The following is a 15632-nucleotide window of genomic DNA, read 5'->3' as shown; positions in this document are numbered from 1 at the left end:
CGGGGTCTTCGCGTCATCGGCCGTTTTCGGGACGAACCGGGCGGTTTCCGTATGACCCCGATGCCCGCCGATCGTCCCCGCGCCGCAGCCCACGGTGGGTGCGACCCACCCTGCTCAATTCCCGCTCCTCCAGGGCCGGGTGGTCCCCCGGCGTCTCCGGTGCCACGATGATCGCCGACGGCGGTCTCCCACCGGTGGAAGGCCCGGCCGGCCGAGAGACCCGTCCCACCGCCGTATGAGCCACCTCGGTGCGCGGATTGCACACATCGCGCCGGGCCGCGTGCACATCGTGCTCCCGAGCCGGCCCGAAGTGACCCAGCAGCACGGCTACTTCCATGCCGGCGCCACCACGGCGGATCCCGATGCGGCGTTCGCCGCCGCGCTGCGACGCGCCCAGCGGTTCGTGGACGACCCGGAGGGAGGGGTCTGGTACGGCGCCCGGCGGATCTTCACGTTCGCCCTGACGATCCGTGACGGGATCCCGGCCGACCGGGCCGAGACCTACCTGTACGCACGGGCCTGGCTGCGCGACGCCGCACGGCTTCTGGGCCGTACGCCGGGGACGCTCGCCGCCGAGCCGATCGACGCGATGCCGGACAGCGGTGCCGTCGTCCTGCGGGTCGGTCGCGTGTGTGCGGCGGCTGAGTACACGCCGGTTCGGGCGGCGTCGCTGCGGGTGCACCGCCCGTGCGACTGGCCGCCGACGTGGCGCTGAGCCGTGGCGGTTTTGGGTCGTATGCCGTCGGGTTGACGGAGGTGGTGGCGGTCAGTGGTGCGGTTGTTCTGCGGGTCGGTCGCGTGTGTGCGGCGGTCGAGTACACGCCGGTTCGGGCGGCGTCGCTGCGGGTGCCCTGCCCGTGCGACTGGCCGCCGACGTGGCGCTGAGCCGCGGGGGTTTTGGGTCGTATGCCGTCGGGTTGGACGGAGGTGGTGGCGGTCAGCGGTGCCGTCGTCCTGCGGGACGGCCGCGTGTGTGCGGCGGCTGAGTACACGCCGGTCCGGGTGGCGTCGCTGCGGGTGCCCTGCCCGGGCGGCTGGCCGCCGGCGCGGCGCTGAGCCGCGGGGGTCTTGGGACCGTGCGCCCGTCGGCCCGCGGAACGGTCATCTGCGCGCCGCGGCCGAGCGCTCGCCGGTCCGGATCCCGTCACGCCGACAGGCGCGCCGGCATCCGGGGGGTCAGCGGGTGTCGGTGTCGAGCGCCGCGGCGCGGAGGGCCGCCGCGACCCGGATGACCGGCTCGGTCGGCGGCTGGGGGAGCCGGGCCAGGAGCAGTCGCCGCTGTTCCTGGGGGCCGCCGCGGACCGGGAGGATGCGGACGCCGGGCGGCGCGGCGGCGGCGAGGGTCGCGGGCGCGGTGGTCAACCCGAGGCCGGCGGCCACCAGATGGAGCTTGGCCAGCCAGTCGCGCGCGGTGTGGGCGATCTCGGGACGCTCGTCCAGTCCCGGCCACACACCCATCAGCCGGTCCTCCCCGGAGGAGGAGCCCGCGATCCAGCGCTGCCCGCGCAGGTCGGCCACATCGACGAAGTCGCCGCGGGCAAGAGGGTGGACGGCGGGTACGGCGAGGCACAGCGCCCGTTCGGTGAGCGTCTGCAGCGCGAGCGGGGGAGACTCGGTGTCCGGCGGCCTGAAAGGCGGCGCCGACGCGAGCAGGGCCAGGTCCAGGCTGCCGGCCCGCAGGGCGCGTACCAGCGCGGGTGTACTGCCCTCCCGTCCGACGACGTCCAGGCCGGGGTCCGACGCGCGGAGCGAGGTCAGGGCCCGGGGCACCAGGACGGCACCGGCGCTGGGGAACCAGCCCAGACGTACCGTCCCGGCCCCTTCGGGCAGTCCGGACAGCTCCCGCGCGGTGGCCTCGATCTCGTCGAGCACGGTCGTCGCGCGACGCAGCACCACACGGCCGGCCGCGGTGAGCCGTACCCCGTCGCGCCGCCGCTCCAGCAACTCCGAGCCCGCCGCCCGCTCGATCGCGGCGATCTGCCGGGAGACCGCCGACTGGGTGTAGCCGAGCGACGCCGCGGCCGCGGTGAAGGTCCCCTGTTCGGCCACCGCGCGGAAGACCCGCAGCGCGGTCAGCGACACATCGGTGAAGTCCATGACGATCTCGCATACCAGCCGTGCGCAACTTTCGTTGGACTCATGGTCCCGGGCGTTCCTAGCGTGGCATGCATGAACGCTTCACGCATCGCCCTCGTCACCGGCGCCAACCAGGGGCTCGGCCGTGCCCTCGTCGAAGGACTGGCCGCCCGGATGGACCCGGACGACCTGGTCCTGCTCACCGGACGCCACGAACGGCGTGTGGCGGACGCCGCGGACGAGGTCACCGGGCTGTCCGGCACCCGCGCCCGCGTGGAGGGCCGGGTCCTGGACGTCACCGACACCGAGGCCGTCGCCCGCCTCGCGGACGAAATGGGGGCGCGGTACGGAGGGGTCGACATCGTCGTCTCCAACGCGGTCGCCCGCCTGCTGCCCGGGGAATCACAGGCCGATCGGGCCGACGAGTTCATCAACGTCTCCAACACGGCCACCCACGCGATCCTGCGCTCCTTCGGCCCCGTCCTGCGCCCCGGCGGTCGGCTGCTCGTCGTGGCCAGCAGCCTGGGCACCCTCGGGCACCTCGATCCGCGGTTGCACCACCTGTTCGACGGCGCCGACCTCGACCAGGTCGAGTACGCCGTCGAGTCCTGGCGCAGCGCCGTCCACAACGGCACCGCAGCGGACGCGGGTTGGCCGGTCTGGCTGAACGTGCCTTCCAAGGTGGCCCAGGTCGCCGCCGTCCGCGCGGTCGCCGCCGCTCGCCGCGAACACGACCTCGCCGCCGGCATCCTGATCGCCTCGGTCTGCCCCGGCATGGTCGATACCGCCACCTCGCGCCCCTGGTTCAGCGACTTCAGCCAGGCGCAGTCCCCCTCCGAGGCCGCACGCGCCGTGCTGGACCTCGCCCTCGCCGAGCATGTCGATCCCGCCCTCCACGGCGAGCTGGTCCGCTTCGGCAAGGTCCTGCCGTGGCACGACGGCACACCCCTCGTCGAGCAGGACGGGCTGGTCACGCCTTGAGCACGGGTCGGCAGGCAGGTTTCCGCACACAGCAAGGAGTTCACGTATGAGTGCCATCACCACCCCGTTCGGTTTCTCCAGCACCGCCGCCGAGGTCGCGGAGGGGATCGACCTCACGGGACGCCGGGCCGTGGTGACCGGCGCCTCCTCCGGTATCGGGGCGGAGACGGCCCGCGCCCTGGCCGGCACGGGGGCGGAGGTCACCCTCGCCGTGCGGGACACGGCGGCGGGCGAGCGGGTCGCCAAGGAGATCACCGCGACGACCGGCAATCAGGAGGTGCGTGTCACGCATCTGGACCTGACGGATCCGGCGTCCGCCGCGGCCTTCGCCGCTGTCTGGCGGGGACCACTGCACGTCCTGGTGAACAACGCCGGCGTCATGGCCTGCCCCGAGCGGTACACCGACCAGGGCCGGGAGTGGCAGTTCGCCACCAACCACCTGGGCCACTTCGCCCTCGCCACCGGCCTGCACAAGGCGCTGGCCGCCGACGGCTCCGCCCGCATCGTCGTCGTCAGCTCCACCGGCCACCAGCAGTCACCGATCGTGTGGGACGACGTCGACTTCGCCTTCCGCCGCTATGATCCCTGGCTCGCCTACGGCCAGTCCAAGACCGCCAACGTCCTCTTCGCGGTGGAGGCGACCCGCCGCTGGGCCGACGACAACATCACGGCCAACGCCCTGATGCCCGGGGCCGTCTACACCCATCTCCAGCGCCACACCGGCGGCCGCGGCAGCGGAAGGGTCCCCGCCCATCTGATCAAGACCGTCGAACAGGGCGCCGCCACCTCCGTCCTGCTCGCCACCTCGCCCCTTCTCGAGGGCGTGGGCGGCCGGTACTTCGCCGACTGCAACGAGAGCGAGGTCGTGGACCGCCGCTCCGGCACCCTCGACGGCGTCGCCCGCTACGCCGTCGACCCGGACAACGGCCGTCGCCTGTGGGCTCTGTCGCGGGAACTGCTCGCCCACGCCGGCTGAACCGTCCGAAGTCCTCGGGACGGCGTCCGCTCGGCGCCGTGCTCCTGGACCAGCCGCACCTGTTCCTAGACCAGCCGCACCTGCCGATCGAGCACGGCCGAGTGGATGCCGGCCGACGTGTCGCGCAGGTACGCCTGCCGCAGGCCGTGCGCCCTGCGGTACTCCTCCGTCGCGAGAGCCTTCCGCATCGCCGCCTCCGAATCGAAACTGATCCGCACGATGGCGTCGATCGGTTCCTCAGCGCCGTCTCCACCGGAGTCCGACAGGTAGTACTGCACGTACTCACGCACCTGGGGCAGGGCCGCATAGGTCGGGCCGTACTCGTGTTCCATGAAGTGCCGGAAGTTCTCCGTCGAGATCTCGGGCCGCTTACGGATCACCGTCATGAGCGTCAACATCGCTGTCCTCATTCCTGAACACCTGTTCATTGGATTTTACAATGAACAGGTGTTCAATGGGCCGGTGGGTACTACAAGCGAAGCCAAGGGCAGCCGGGACCTCCGGGCGGAGCTCGTCGCCGCCGCGGTGGCGATGCTCGCGCAGCCGCAGCCCGTCGCCGTCCCGTCGCTGCGGTCGATCGCGAAGGCCTGCGGGGTCGCTCCGTCGGCGGTCTACTGGCATTTCCCCTCGGAAGCCGACCTCCGGTCCGACGTGCTCGACGCCGAGTACACCTCTTTGATCGACGCCGTCGAAACGGCGTTGGACTCGGCGGGATTGGGCGCCGACGCGCTGGTGGTCGCGGGTGACGCCTATATCTCGTGGGCGCTCGAGCACCCGGGCGCCTACCAGCTGCTCTTCGAGAGCGGCGACGAACTCCCGGCCGGCAGGGCGGAGTACGGCCCCAGGCTGCAGCGGCGGATCGTGGAACTCGCCCGCAGGGTCGACCCGGACGCCCCCTTCCCCGCCGCCCTCCTGCTGTGGTCGGTCTGGCACGGCGTCGTCTCGCTGCGTCTGCACAAGGACGAATGGGACTGGGGCATGACGGCGCAGGAGGCCAACCGCCGGCTGGTGTCGGCGCTCACGGCCGGACGTCCGGATGGCGCCCGCGACACCGACGGCACACCTCGGTAGCGAGGGAGCGCGCCGTGAACTCCGCCGACGCGCCCGGCCCGGACTGCTCCATCGACCGGGTCGAGCACGCGATGGGCATCATCCGGGGCCGATGGAAAGTGCTGATCATTCACCACCTCGCGGTGCACCAGCCGCGCCGCTTCTCCGGCCTCGAACGTGCCGTTCCCCAGGTGACCCAGAAAATGCTGATCCAGCAGCTGCGCGCCCTGGAGGCCGACGGGGTGGTGCGCCGCATCGTCCACCCCGAGGTGCCGCCGCGTGTGGAGTACGAACTGACCGCTGCGGGGATGACAACTCCGTTGAGGCGGTTGTCCGGCCGGGTGTGGATCCACCCCGGCGATCCGGATCCCGAGGCGGTCAAGCCCTGTGTCGCCGTGGTCGCCGACGACGCGGGCAGCACGGTGGTCGATGCCGGTCGGAGTCCGGCGCACGCCCGATCGGTGCAGGCGGCCATGGCGGAGGCAGGACTGCCCGCCGCCCGCCGGCTGGTGTACACGCACCACCATTGGGACCACACCTGGGGCGCCTGCGCCTGGGAGGCCGAGGAGATCGTCGGTCATGAATCGGGTGCGGCACTGCTGTCCGCCGAGGCGCGCCGCCCGTGGAGCCATGCGTATCTGAAGGAGCAGGTGGCCGCCGAACCCGGCCTGGGGCCGAGCTTCACGGCCCGCGCACGGGCCATGGGCAGCTGGGCCGACTTCGCCGTGCGGCCTCCGACCCGCACCTTCGCCGACCGGCTGGTGCTCCCGGGCGGGATCGAGGTCCGGCATGTGGGCGGCCGCCACGCACCGGACTCCACGGTTGTGGCCGTCCCCGACTCCGGGGTGATGACTGCTTCTACCCACCGCCGTTCCATCTGCGTGAGCCCGGCCCCGCAGGCGAGGAGATCGACATGGGGCAGATCACCGCGCTGGTGGCGGAGGGCTTCGACTGGTACGTCGACAGCCACAGCCCGCCGTGGCGGCCTCCGTCCGCCTGAGTGACGGCCGGACGGCCCGGCGCGCCCGGTCGGTGCTGCGGTCCGGGCATGCGCGGAGTTGGTCCGAGGTGCGCCCGCGGACCGCCTCCGCGGATGCCCGCCGCGCCGGCTATCGCGGCAACGAGATCCCCCGGCCCCGGCCGCGGCGCACACTCCGGTCGATCACCCCGAGCTGCTCCATTCTGTCGAGCTGGTAGGCCACGGAGGACTTGCTCGACAGGCCCACGGCACGGCCGATCTCCCGTACCGAGGGGGCCTCCCCGTGCTCGGCGATCCAGTCCCTGATGCACTTCAGGATGCGTTCCTGGCGCTCGGTCAGGTGGTCCTTCACGAGGATTCCGCTTCCTCCTGCGACCGGACCTGCAGGCGCAGTTCCACCTTGGCCGCCGGTGATCGGCCGGCCCGGGTGTTCCAGTACGGATGGGCGGCGAGCCGGCCGGAGAGTTCCCGCAGGCGCCTGCGCAGCGCCGCGGTCTGCCGAGGCCGCCGGGCGAGCGCCTCGTAGGTGCGGTTCCAGTCGCGCTGGGTCTGCATCAACTCGGGTGGGAACGTCCTGTGCGCCATGCCTTGAATTCAATCATGTGTTCGATTTTTAGGGCGAGGGCAGGCGCCGGCCTTCCGGCGCCGGCCTGTGGTCAAGCTCCTCGAATGGCGGAAACCATCAGATATAGGGCAAAGTTGCCTCGGTATGCGAGGGGCCTCGGAGTGTTCTGCTGCGCACAGGAGAGCGACGGTGATCAGACATGGCCCACCACCGCCAAGCCCCACGCCCGCGCCTTCGTGACACCGGACTGCTCGCCCTGGTCGGCGCCCTGGTGGCCGTCCTGACGCTGGTCGCCGGTCCCGCCCGGGCGGCCTCCGCGGGCCGTGTCACGACGATCGACGCGGCGACACACCGGATGACCGTCAGGGAGGACGGCCGAACGGTGATGACCTTCCCCGTGAGCTTCGGAAAGCCCGGCTTCCGCACGCCGTCCGGGACGTTCCACGTGCTGGGCAAGGAGGCGGTCGTCGACATGACCTCGTGCAGCGCGCACATCACATGTGATCCGGCCAGCCCCAACTACTACGACCTCACGGTCCATTGGGCGGTGCGTCTGACCGGCGGCGGCGTGTACGTCCACGCGGCGCCCTGGAACCACGCCGTCGGCCGGGCCGACATCTCCCACGGCTGCATCCATCTGAACACGCCGGACGCCCAGCGCTTCTACGAATTCAGCCGGGTCGGCGACACGGTGATCGTCAAGAACACGGGCGGTGCCGGCGAGGGTCCGAGCGGCCCGTGACACCCGGGACGCAGGCGGCGGGTTGCCCCGGCCGGCGGCGCCGTTGATCCACTCGGCCCCGGGGTCCGCGCACACGATGCGTGTCGGCCCGGCTGCCGGCCTCGGTTCGCGGCTGCGGCCGGCCGCATCGGCCAGGATCTCGTCCAGCCGAACGCGGTTGAGGTCCGGTCGTTCGATCGGGCCGCCGTCGGCGGCGGTGTCCCCGTGCTCCCGGCGCCGCTGCGCGGGTCGTGAGCATGTCGTCCCGGCGCCCCGGCGGGCGGAGCGGATCCTGTACCGGCCGGGCGGGCCGGCGGCGCCGGGCAAGTCCCGCGGCCTCGGGCCCCGCACGCACCGAGGAGCCGAGAAAGCCGTAGCTCCGGTTCGCCCCCGGCCGACGTGCCGTCGTACTCGGGCATGCGGCCCGCCGGGAGGCCGCACAACTCCTTACGCGTCGGGTGTGTCCGTGTCGTCGAGCCAGACCACGATTCCGGTCAGGTCGTGGAGTACCGCCGCGACACCCGCCCTGATGGCGGCCGCACAGCGCGCCGCGGTGAACGAGGCCGGGTCGTAGGTGGACGACATGCCGAGGCCTTCACCGCGGAACGAGGCTCCCGGCCAGTCGACGGCCGTGACGTTGTAGGTGGGTTCGGCCAGTTCCGCGCCGACGACGAGGAACCGTTGCGACAGGTGGTTGGGGGTGACCGTCGCCAGTGGGTCGATGAGGTCGTTGCCCGCGCCGACGACGAGGTCCGGGCCCATGTCGAGGGCCTCGGTGACGGCGGGAAGAAGGTCGGAGGTGCCCTTCGCCCGCACCGTCCTGAGGTCGACGTGCTCGGCGTCGGCCCAGTCCTCGACGGCCTTCACAAGGGCCTTGGTCGGCCGGTCGCCACCCGTGGTGAGGAGGACGACCCGGTAGTCCTTCGGCGGATGGACGCCGCTCCACGACCCCGGCCGGGGTGTGGTCGTCGACTCCGGAACGGGCGAGGAGGAGGCGTCGACGAACCCGGCGCCGAGGGCGCCGACGGCGGTGGGCTCGGGGTGCGGCCGTGACCAGTCGTCGGCGGAACTGCATCCGGTGACCAGGGCGGCGGACGCGAGGAGCGCGGCAAGGGTCCTGAGCGGGGGGCGCAAGGTGTTCGTCCTCCGAGTGGTGTGAGTGGTGCGTCCCCATCCTGCGATGCCCACTCCCGCAAGTCGCCCCTGAAAGGGCGTTTCGTCGAACCTGTTTTCGTACGGTTCGTCGACGAGCCGAGTCGAGTTCACCCGTGACATGGACGGTGCCCTGGCAACTCTAAGGAGCCACATGTCACGACACTTCCGTCGCGCCGTCATCGGGATCGCCCTCGCGGTGATCACCTTCCTGAGCCTGGCCGGGCCGGCGTCCGCCCACGGGTTCACCTCGACGGTGTATGTCCATGTCACCGCGGGCGAGGACAACCGCATCCGCACGAAGCTGGAGCTCGAGTACGACCTGTTCGTCGTCTCCGCCGCCGACTACGAGAAGGACGACGCCCTCTTCCGGACCGGCGACGCCGCGTTCGACGCCGGTGACACCGCAGGGCAGGCCGCGGCGCTCAACGCCCACGCACGGTCGGCGGTCGCGTATGCGACCGAGCGCTTCTCGGTCGTCTCGGGCGCCGAGAACTGCACACCGACGCAGGTGGGCGGCTTCACGATGGGCCGGCGGGAGGGCGTGCCCTACGCCGTTCTGCACCTCGACTGGACCTGTCCCGGGGGAGGCGGGGAACGCCAGGTGCGCAGTGCGCTGTTCCCGGACTCCGAGGGTTACGTCAAGGGCGTCAAGACGATCGCCACCTATCAGCTGGACGGCCTTTCGGGCAGCGCCGCGCTCGACGCCGCGCATCCCGCCTTCTCCCTCGAACAGCCCTGGTACGAGCGGTTCTGGGAGTTCTTCCGGCTGGGCGCCGAGCATCTGCTGACCGGCATCGACCACATCCTGTTCCTGCTCGCGCTCATCGCGGGATCGCGCCGGCTGCGGGAGATCGTGCTCGCGGCCACGAGCTTCACCCTCGCCCACTCCGTGACGTTCCTGCTCGCCGCGCTCGGTCTGGTCGATGTGCCGGGCCGGGTCGTGGAGCCCGTCATCGCCCTGTCAATCGCCGTCGTCGCGGGCTGGCACCTGTGGCGGATCCGGCGGCGCGGCGGTCACGCCGGCGACCTGGAGGCCGGCGGAGGCCACTTCAGCCTCGACCGCGCGGGCTGGACCCGCCTCGGTGTGGTGTTCTGCTTCGGTCTGGTCCACGGCCTCGGCTTCGCGGGCGCGTTGGGGATCGAGACGGCCTGGTCGTGGACCCTGCTGTGGTCGCTGCTGGTGTTCAACGTCGGCATCGAGGCCGTGCAGCTGGCCATCATCGCCCTGGTGTTCCCGCTGCTGGCCGTGCTGCGCCACCGGGCGCCGACGGCCGGCCTCTGGGTGACCGGTGCGCTGTCGGCGGGAGTGGCGGTGATGGGTCTCGTGTGGTTCACGCAACGGGTGTTCGGCATCTGAGACGAGAGTGCAGCTCTCGTTCGAAGTTCAATAATCCCCAAGATCTCATTTACATCTGGTTTACCGGCCCAAGAGAGCTTTTTGACCTCCAATCACGCACTTCTGTGCCTCATAAGGAACGAAAGTGATGAGATCCAGACCCTCCACGCAGGCCTCCAGGTCTGCGCGGCACCGCGCGGCCACCGGAGCCGCAGCGGCATTCCTGGGCTTGGCCGTAGCCCTGGGCGGCACCCTGGCGGCTCCCGCCAGCGCCGCCGACACCGCCACCCTCAGCGGCATCGTCCTCGGGGTGGGCGCCAACGAGACCCAGCGCACCGTGACCTGGTACTCGTCGGCGGACACCACCCAGGTCGTCCAGGTCGCGCCGACCGCCCAGGTGGTCAACGGCGAGTTCCCCGCCGGCGCGGCCGTCTTCGACGCCTCCGGCGCGGCGAACATCGCCACCAGCGGCGGCTTCAACCGCCACGCGACGATCACCGGCCTGAAGGAGCACACGGCGTACTCCTACCGTGTCGGCACCGAGGGCAACTGGTCCTCGGCGTACTCCTTCAAGACGCAGGACTTCGAAGGCGACTACGACTTCCTGTTCTACGGCGACCCGCAGATCGGTTCCTCCGGCGACCTCGCCCAGGACCAGGCCGGCTGGCAGGACACGGTCGACGTCTCGCTGAAGGCCAACCCCGACGCCGAGCTCCTGGTGTCGGGTGGTGACCAGGTCGAGAGCGCCAACACCGAGTCCCAGTGGAACGCCTTCCTCGCCCCGGACCAGCTGCGCCAGTACCCGTGGGCCGCCACCATCGGCAACCACGACGTCGGCGGCAAGGCCTACGAGCAGCACTTCACCACCCCGAACACCGACCGCTCGGCCCCGTACTACGACAACGGGAACCCGGCGGGCACCAAGTCCGGCGGTGACTACTGGTACATCTACAAGGATGTCCTGTTCATCGACCTGAACAGCAACAGCTACAACTCCGCCAACGGCGGCGGCGACGCGGCGCACATCAACTACGTCACCGACGTCATCAACAAGCACGGCAACGAGGCCAAGTGGAAGGTCCTCGTCTACCACCACGCGATCTACTCGCCGGCCAGTCACGCCAAGGACGGCGACAACAAGACGCGTCGTGTCGACTTCCCGACAACGTTTTCCAAGCTCGGCGTCGACATGGTCCTCCAGGGTCACGACCACAGCTACTCCCGTAGCTACCTGATCAAGAACGGCGAGAAGGCGAACCCGGCCGAGCAGCCGGGCGCCGCCGATGTCTACCCCGGTCCCGGTGGTGTCCTCTACGTGACGGGCAACTCGGCCTCGGGCTCGAAGTACTACGACATCACCACGCCGGACAACAGCGGGACGAGCGGTGCCGGCAACGGCGCCGACCCGCTCAACCCGAAGAACTACTGGTACAACTCGGTCCAGAACCAGGAGCACGTCCGCTCCTACGTGAAGGTCCAGGTGCGGAACGACAAGCTCGTCGTCGAGAACCTCCGCAGCGGCACCTGCGCGGCCCCGAACTCGGATGCCGCGCCGTGCTCCGCCGACCAGCCCGTGGGCTCGGTCGTCGACAAGGTGACGGTGCACCCGTACCACGGTGACAAGCAGGACCTCCAGGTCAACGTCCCCAACCCGGCTCCGGGTGAGTTCGGCTGGACGATCGACGGCTACAACGGCCTGGTCGACCTCGGCACCGCGGCGGAGAAGAACGGCGACCACTTCGAGGCCGGCGGCAAGATCAACCCGATCCTGGTGTCGGACACCCGCCGTTCGCTCGCCCCGTGGTCGGTCTCGGCCAACGTGAGCGACTTCCGTGACGCCGACAAGACGTTCTCGGGCTCCTACCTCGGTTGGACGCCGTACGTCCTCGACGGTGGCGCGGGCGCCAAGGCCGGCGACCCCGTGGCCTCCGGCTACGACGACCACGGTCTGGGTCTGTCCATCTCGCGCGGCATCGGTTCGGCGGACCAGGGCCACGCCCGTGGCACCGCCAAGCTCGGCGCCGACCTGGACCTGAAGATCCCGGACACCGTCACCAAGGGCGGTTACCGGGCCACTCTGACGATCACCGCACTGAGCAGCTGATCCAGCCCGTTCCACCGGCGGGGCAGGCCCCTTCGGGCCGGCCTGCCCCGCCTCCCGTGCCAGGAGAACCCTCAGATGTACGCGCTCGCACCACGCCGGAAGACCACCGTCGTCTCCCTCGTCCGCACCGCCGTCCTCGCCCTGCTCGTCGCATGCGCGATCACCGGACTGAGCGTCGGACCCGCTCGCGCCGCGGACGGCGACGTCACCTGGACGGTCAGGACGGCCGCGAACGGGTACGGCGACGACCGGTCCAGCTTCGCCTACGACCTCAACCCCGGTGGCGACGTCAAGGACGTCATGGTCGTCGCCAACCACAGCAAGACCCCGCTCAGCCTGGCGGTCTACGCCGCCGACGGGTTCACCACCGACACGGGCCGGCTCGACCTGCTCACCAAGGACAAGAAGTCCGTCGGTATCGGCGCCTGGGTCCGCGCCGACCGCGACCGTGTCGTGATCCCGGCGGGCAAGTCGGCCCAGATCCCCTTCACGGTCACCGTTCCGGACCATGCCGTGCCCGGCGACTACGTGGGCGGCATCCTCACCTCCCTGCGGCAGGCCGACGACGCCGAGGGCGTCAACGTGGACCGGCGCCTCGGCATCCGCATCAAGCTGCGGGTCAGCGGCAAGCTCAGCCCACGCCTCACGATCGAAAACCTCCATGTGGGATACGCGGGCTCCTTCGATCCGTTCGCCAAGGGCGACGCCACCGTCACCTACACGATCCACAACACCGGCAACGCCATCCTGTCCGCCCATCAGCAGGTGTCCCTGGAGGGCCCCTTCGGCCGGCTGCGGACCGAGGCCGGCCGTGTCGCCCCGTCCCCGGAGCTGCTGCCCGGCGAGACCTGGAAGGTGACGGTGCCCGTCCACGGCGTGGCACCCGGAGTGAGCCTGACCGCCACGGCCACCCTCACCCCCCGCCTCACCGACGCCTCCGGATCCACCACCTCACTGGAGCCCGTCCGGGCGACGACCCACGGGTGGGCCGTGCCGTGGACGCTGTTGCTGCTGCTCGTCGTGGTGATCGCGGCGGTCGTCGCAGCCGTCGTCCTCACCCGCCGCAACCGCAAGCGCCGCAAGCTGCGGGAGGACGAGCGCGTACGGACCGCCGTCGAGCAGGCCCTCACCAGCCGGACTGCGCAGAAGAGCTGAACGCCGTACCGGCGGTGGCCCGTCATACCGGGGTTTCCCCGGGAGCCGAGCCGCCGTCGGTGCCCGGGCCCTGAACTTCACCCGGCGGTGGCCCGGTTGCCCCGCCGACGACAAGTGGGCGTGAGTGGATGAGCGCGGCACACGCCCCCGTTGGCCCCTCGGCATCCACATCTACGGCGACATCAACACCTACCTGCACAAGGGCCTGATGCTGGACGACGCCACCATCGACGCCCTGCGGGCGAAGCTGCTGGCCTGACCGCAGGTCCGGCAGAGGACAGGGGCGGACTCCGGGCCTTCGAGTCCCTCCGCCAGGGGTCGGCCGGACCCCGGCACGGCCGCCCCCCCGTGTCCGTCCGACGTCGCACCCCGGGGCCCGGTGTGGCGGACGAACAGCGCCACGCCGGGACCCGCTCGGGGCCGACCCCGGCCGGGGTCGGCAGCACGGCGGGTCGCCGTCCGATCCGTACGGCCCGCCCTTTGTTCCGGTGCGGCGCCCGCCCCGCCTTCGCCTTGTTCCGGTGCGGCGCCCGCACCCGCCTTCGCCGGCCGCCGCCGTCGGACGCGCCGCGCCGACGGGTGCGGGCGTACCGACGCTTTCGCGCGGACGACGTGCCCGGCCACCGGACGGGCCGCCGTGCCGGCAGGGACCACAGCCCGGCCTGTGGCGGGCCGACCGGGGTGACGTCCGTCAAGGGGCGTGCCGAAGACGCGCCCGCGCTCCGGAAGCCGGCGGGCCCGCCTCGGGCGCGCACCGACCGGGGCCCGGTACACGCGGGAGGTCCTGTTCGGCCCGGACGACCTTGCCGTCCGACGTCGATCGCGCTCCCCACCTTCGGGGAAGTCGACGACATGGGCCTTTGGGCTGATGTGCCTTTTTTGTTGAATGACCCGGAGAGGCCGATCCTGGGACAGTGCGTTCCATGGCAGTGACGCAGCCCACATCGCCGAGGCCCCTGGCCGGCGGAGTGCAACCGGGCGAACAGGCGTCCGAGGGCGCACCGGCGAGCGCGCGGGCAGCCGCACACGGTCCGCTCGAAGGCGGTCCTGCCCGGTGCCGAGGCGCACGCCCCCACCGCGCACCGATGGAATGCGGGCCCCGGGCGGGTCTGCGAGGATCGCTGCATGATCGTCGGGATCCGGTCACTCGCGTTGGGGTGGACGGCCGCCGTGCCGGTGATCGCGGTGGTCCTGCTGGCCTTCACCTGGGGGCGCGACCTGCCGGGCGGGGTCGTCGCCCTGGTGACGCTGGTGCTGGCCGGATCCGTACTGGCCGCGGTCCATCACGCCGAAGTCGTCGCGCACCGGGTCGGCGAACCCTTCGGCTCACTCGTGCTCGCCGTCGCGGTCACCGTCATCGAGGTGGCGCTCATCGTCACACTGATGGCGGACGGTGGTGCCAAGAGCGCGACCCTGGCCCGCGACACCGTGTTCGCGGCGGTGATGATCACCTGCAACGGGGTAGTGGGTCTGAGCCTTCTCGTCGCCTCGCTGCGGCACGGCATCGCGGTGTTCAACGCGGAGGGCACCGGAGCCGCCCTCGCCACCGTGGCGACCCTGGCCACCCTCAGCCTGGTCCTGCCGACCTTCACCACCAGCAGGCCCGGCCCCGAGTTCTCCCCGACGCAGCTCACCTTCGCCGCGCTGTCCTCACTGGTCATGTATCTGCTGTTCGTGGCGACCCAGACCGTGCGCCATCGCGACTACTTCCTCCCGATCACCCGGCACGGAGAGGTGATCACCGCGGAGGACCACGCCAACCCGCCCTCCGTCCGCGCCACGGCCTTCAGCCTCGCCCTGCTCGGCCTCGCCCTCGTCGGCGTCGTCGGACTGGCCAAGGGCGTGTCACCCACCATCGAGTCCGGCGTGGCGGCGGCAGGCATGCCGCAGGACGTCGTCGGCGTGGTCATCGCGCTGCTCGTGCTGCTGCCCGAGACCATCGCCGCCCTGCGGTCGGCGCGCCGCGACCGGGTCCAGACGAGTCTCAACCTTGCGCTCGGCTCCGCGATGGCCAGTATCGGCCTGACCATCCCCGCCGTCGCCCTGGCGTCGTTGTGGCTCTCCGGACCGCTCGTGCTGGGCCTCGGCCCCGTCCACATGGTGCTGCTCGCCCTGACCGTGGTCCTGGGCTCGCTGACGGTGGTACCCGGCCGGGCCACACCACTTCAGGGAGGTGTCCACCTGGTGGTGTTCGCGGCGTATCTGGAGCTGGCGATCGCCCCCTAGACCCGGGAAGCAGATCCTGAAGGCGTCCGACAAGGGCCTTGCGCGAGTGAAGGGCGCCGACCGCCGGCGCCGCGCGTCCTTCGAGCAGCGGTTCACCCACCGGGGCGACGCCGACGTGCCACAGCCGGCCGCCTACCCGCGGTGCTGCAACGCGGCCGAGGCCGGCTGAACCGGGGTGCGGCAAAGGATCTTTGCTTGCCCTGACCGGCGGTGATGTCCCGGAATCCCGTCCACGACCCCCGGCATACGGCCGCGCCCGACGGCACACACCTCTCCGCGCTCCGAGCACCACGTGCCAACGGACAGGG

Annotated in this window: 16 protein-coding genes and 1 pseudogene; 12 read left to right on the top strand and 5 right to left on the bottom strand. The window is 71.4% G+C overall.

Annotated elements, in window-relative coordinates:
* Positions 1-139: 139 nt before the first annotated feature.
* Positions 140-370, top strand: a pseudogene (locus tag ACSHXN_RS14635) (hypothetical protein); the annotation flags it as partial.
* Positions 371-1176: 806 nt separating this feature from the next.
* On the opposite strand, the gene ACSHXN_RS14630 reads toward ACSHXN_RS14635, so the two are convergent.
* On the bottom strand, positions 1177-2097 hold the full coding sequence (locus tag ACSHXN_RS14630; RefSeq protein WP_355133436.1) for a LysR family transcriptional regulator: 921 nt from the start codon (positions 2095-2097) through the stop codon (positions 1177-1179).
* 72 nt (positions 2098-2169) lie between these two features.
* Between ACSHXN_RS14630 and ACSHXN_RS14625 the strand changes: the two genes are divergently transcribed.
* Positions 2170-3057 (top strand): SDR family NAD(P)-dependent oxidoreductase, encoded by an 888-nt coding sequence (locus ACSHXN_RS14625; RefSeq protein ID WP_438303224.1) that lies wholly within the window; start codon positions 2170-2172, stop codon positions 3055-3057.
* A gap of 46 nt (positions 3058-3103) precedes the next feature.
* Positions 3104-4033 carry an SDR family NAD(P)-dependent oxidoreductase gene (locus ACSHXN_RS14620; protein WP_438303223.1) on the top strand — a complete coding sequence of 310 codons (930 nt, stop codon included), beginning with the start codon at positions 3104-3106 and terminating at the stop codon, positions 4031-4033.
* Positions 4034-4098: 65 nt separating this feature from the next.
* Here the strand turns inward: ACSHXN_RS14620 and ACSHXN_RS14615 are convergent, their stop codons facing one another.
* Positions 4099-4419 (bottom strand): EthD domain-containing protein, encoded by a 321-nt coding sequence (locus ACSHXN_RS14615; RefSeq protein WP_438303222.1) that lies wholly within the window; start codon positions 4417-4419, stop codon positions 4099-4101.
* On the opposite strand from ACSHXN_RS14615, the gene ACSHXN_RS14610 reads away from it, so the two are divergent.
* Together ACSHXN_RS14610 and ACSHXN_RS14605 are read left to right on the top strand one after the other, a co-directional pair.
* Entirely contained in the window at positions 4418-5104 is a 687-nt protein-coding gene (locus tag ACSHXN_RS14610; protein ID WP_355133442.1) for a TetR/AcrR family transcriptional regulator, read from the top strand. The genes ACSHXN_RS14615 and ACSHXN_RS14610 overlap by 2 nt on opposite strands.
* A 14-nt stretch (positions 5105-5118) precedes the next feature.
* Positions 5119-6087 carry a winged helix-turn-helix transcriptional regulator gene (locus tag ACSHXN_RS14605; protein ID WP_438303221.1) on the top strand — a complete coding sequence of 323 codons (969 nt, stop codon included), beginning with the start codon at positions 5119-5121 and terminating at the stop codon, positions 6085-6087.
* A 105-nt stretch (positions 6088-6192) separates the two neighbouring features.
* On the opposite strand, the gene ACSHXN_RS14600 is transcribed toward ACSHXN_RS14605, so the two are convergent.
* Positions 6193-6414: a MarR family transcriptional regulator gene (locus tag ACSHXN_RS14600; protein WP_355133446.1), complete on the bottom strand. Its 222-nt coding sequence runs from the start codon at positions 6412-6414 to the stop codon at positions 6193-6195.
* Complete coding sequence (locus tag ACSHXN_RS14595; RefSeq protein WP_059128896.1) at positions 6411-6647, bottom strand: hypothetical protein; 237 nt, start codon at positions 6645-6647, stop codon at positions 6411-6413. The genes ACSHXN_RS14600 and ACSHXN_RS14595 overlap by 4 nt, the downstream gene beginning before the upstream one ends.
* 179 nt (positions 6648-6826) lie before the next feature.
* On the opposite strand from ACSHXN_RS14595, the gene ACSHXN_RS14590 reads away from it, so the two are divergent.
* Positions 6827-7369: a L,D-transpeptidase gene (locus tag ACSHXN_RS14590; RefSeq protein WP_438303220.1), complete on the top strand. Its 543-nt coding sequence runs from the start codon at positions 6827-6829 to the stop codon at positions 7367-7369.
* 426 nt (positions 7370-7795) lie between these two features.
* On the opposite strand, the gene ACSHXN_RS14585 is transcribed toward ACSHXN_RS14590, so the two are convergent.
* Complete coding sequence (locus ACSHXN_RS14585) at positions 7796-8482, bottom strand: hypothetical protein (RefSeq protein WP_355133450.1); 687 nt, start codon at positions 8480-8482, stop codon at positions 7796-7798.
* Positions 8483-8654: 172 nt separating this feature from the next.
* On the opposite strand from ACSHXN_RS14585, the gene ACSHXN_RS14580 reads away from it, so the two are divergent.
* The 6 genes from ACSHXN_RS14580 (at position 8655) to ACSHXN_RS14555 (ending at position 15493) form a co-directional block, all read left to right on the top strand.
* A complete protein-coding gene (locus ACSHXN_RS14580) occupies positions 8655-9860 on the top strand; it encodes a HupE/UreJ family protein (RefSeq protein ID WP_438303219.1) in 1206 nt (401 codons plus the stop codon).
* A 127-nt stretch (positions 9861-9987) separates the two neighbouring features.
* A complete protein-coding gene (locus ACSHXN_RS14575) occupies positions 9988-11943 on the top strand; it encodes a metallophosphoesterase family protein (protein WP_355133454.1) in 1956 nt (651 codons plus the stop codon).
* A gap of 75 nt (positions 11944-12018) precedes the next feature.
* Entirely contained in the window at positions 12019-13098 is a 1080-nt protein-coding gene (locus tag ACSHXN_RS14570) for a WxL protein peptidoglycan domain-containing protein (protein WP_438303218.1), read from the top strand.
* Positions 13099-13222: 124 nt separating this feature from the next.
* On the top strand, positions 13223-13357 hold the full coding sequence (locus ACSHXN_RS14565) for a hypothetical protein (protein ID WP_356106921.1): 135 nt from the start codon (positions 13223-13225) through the stop codon (positions 13355-13357).
* A gap of 866 nt (positions 13358-14223) precedes the next feature.
* Positions 14224-15324: a calcium:proton antiporter gene (locus ACSHXN_RS14560; protein WP_355133458.1), complete on the top strand. Its 1101-nt coding sequence runs from the start codon at positions 14224-14226 to the stop codon at positions 15322-15324.
* A 46-nt stretch (positions 15325-15370) separates the two neighbouring features.
* Positions 15371-15493 (top strand): hypothetical protein, encoded by a 123-nt coding sequence (locus tag ACSHXN_RS14555; RefSeq protein WP_438303217.1) that lies wholly within the window; start codon positions 15371-15373, stop codon positions 15491-15493.
* Positions 15494-15632: the final 139 nt, after the last annotated feature.

The organism is Streptomyces sp. HUAS TT11 (assembly GCF_051553595.1).
In the GTDB taxonomy this organism is placed as follows: Bacteria; Actinomycetota; Actinomycetes; order Streptomycetales; family Streptomycetaceae; genus Streptomyces.
This window is presented reverse-complemented; position numbering and strand designations above follow the sequence as displayed.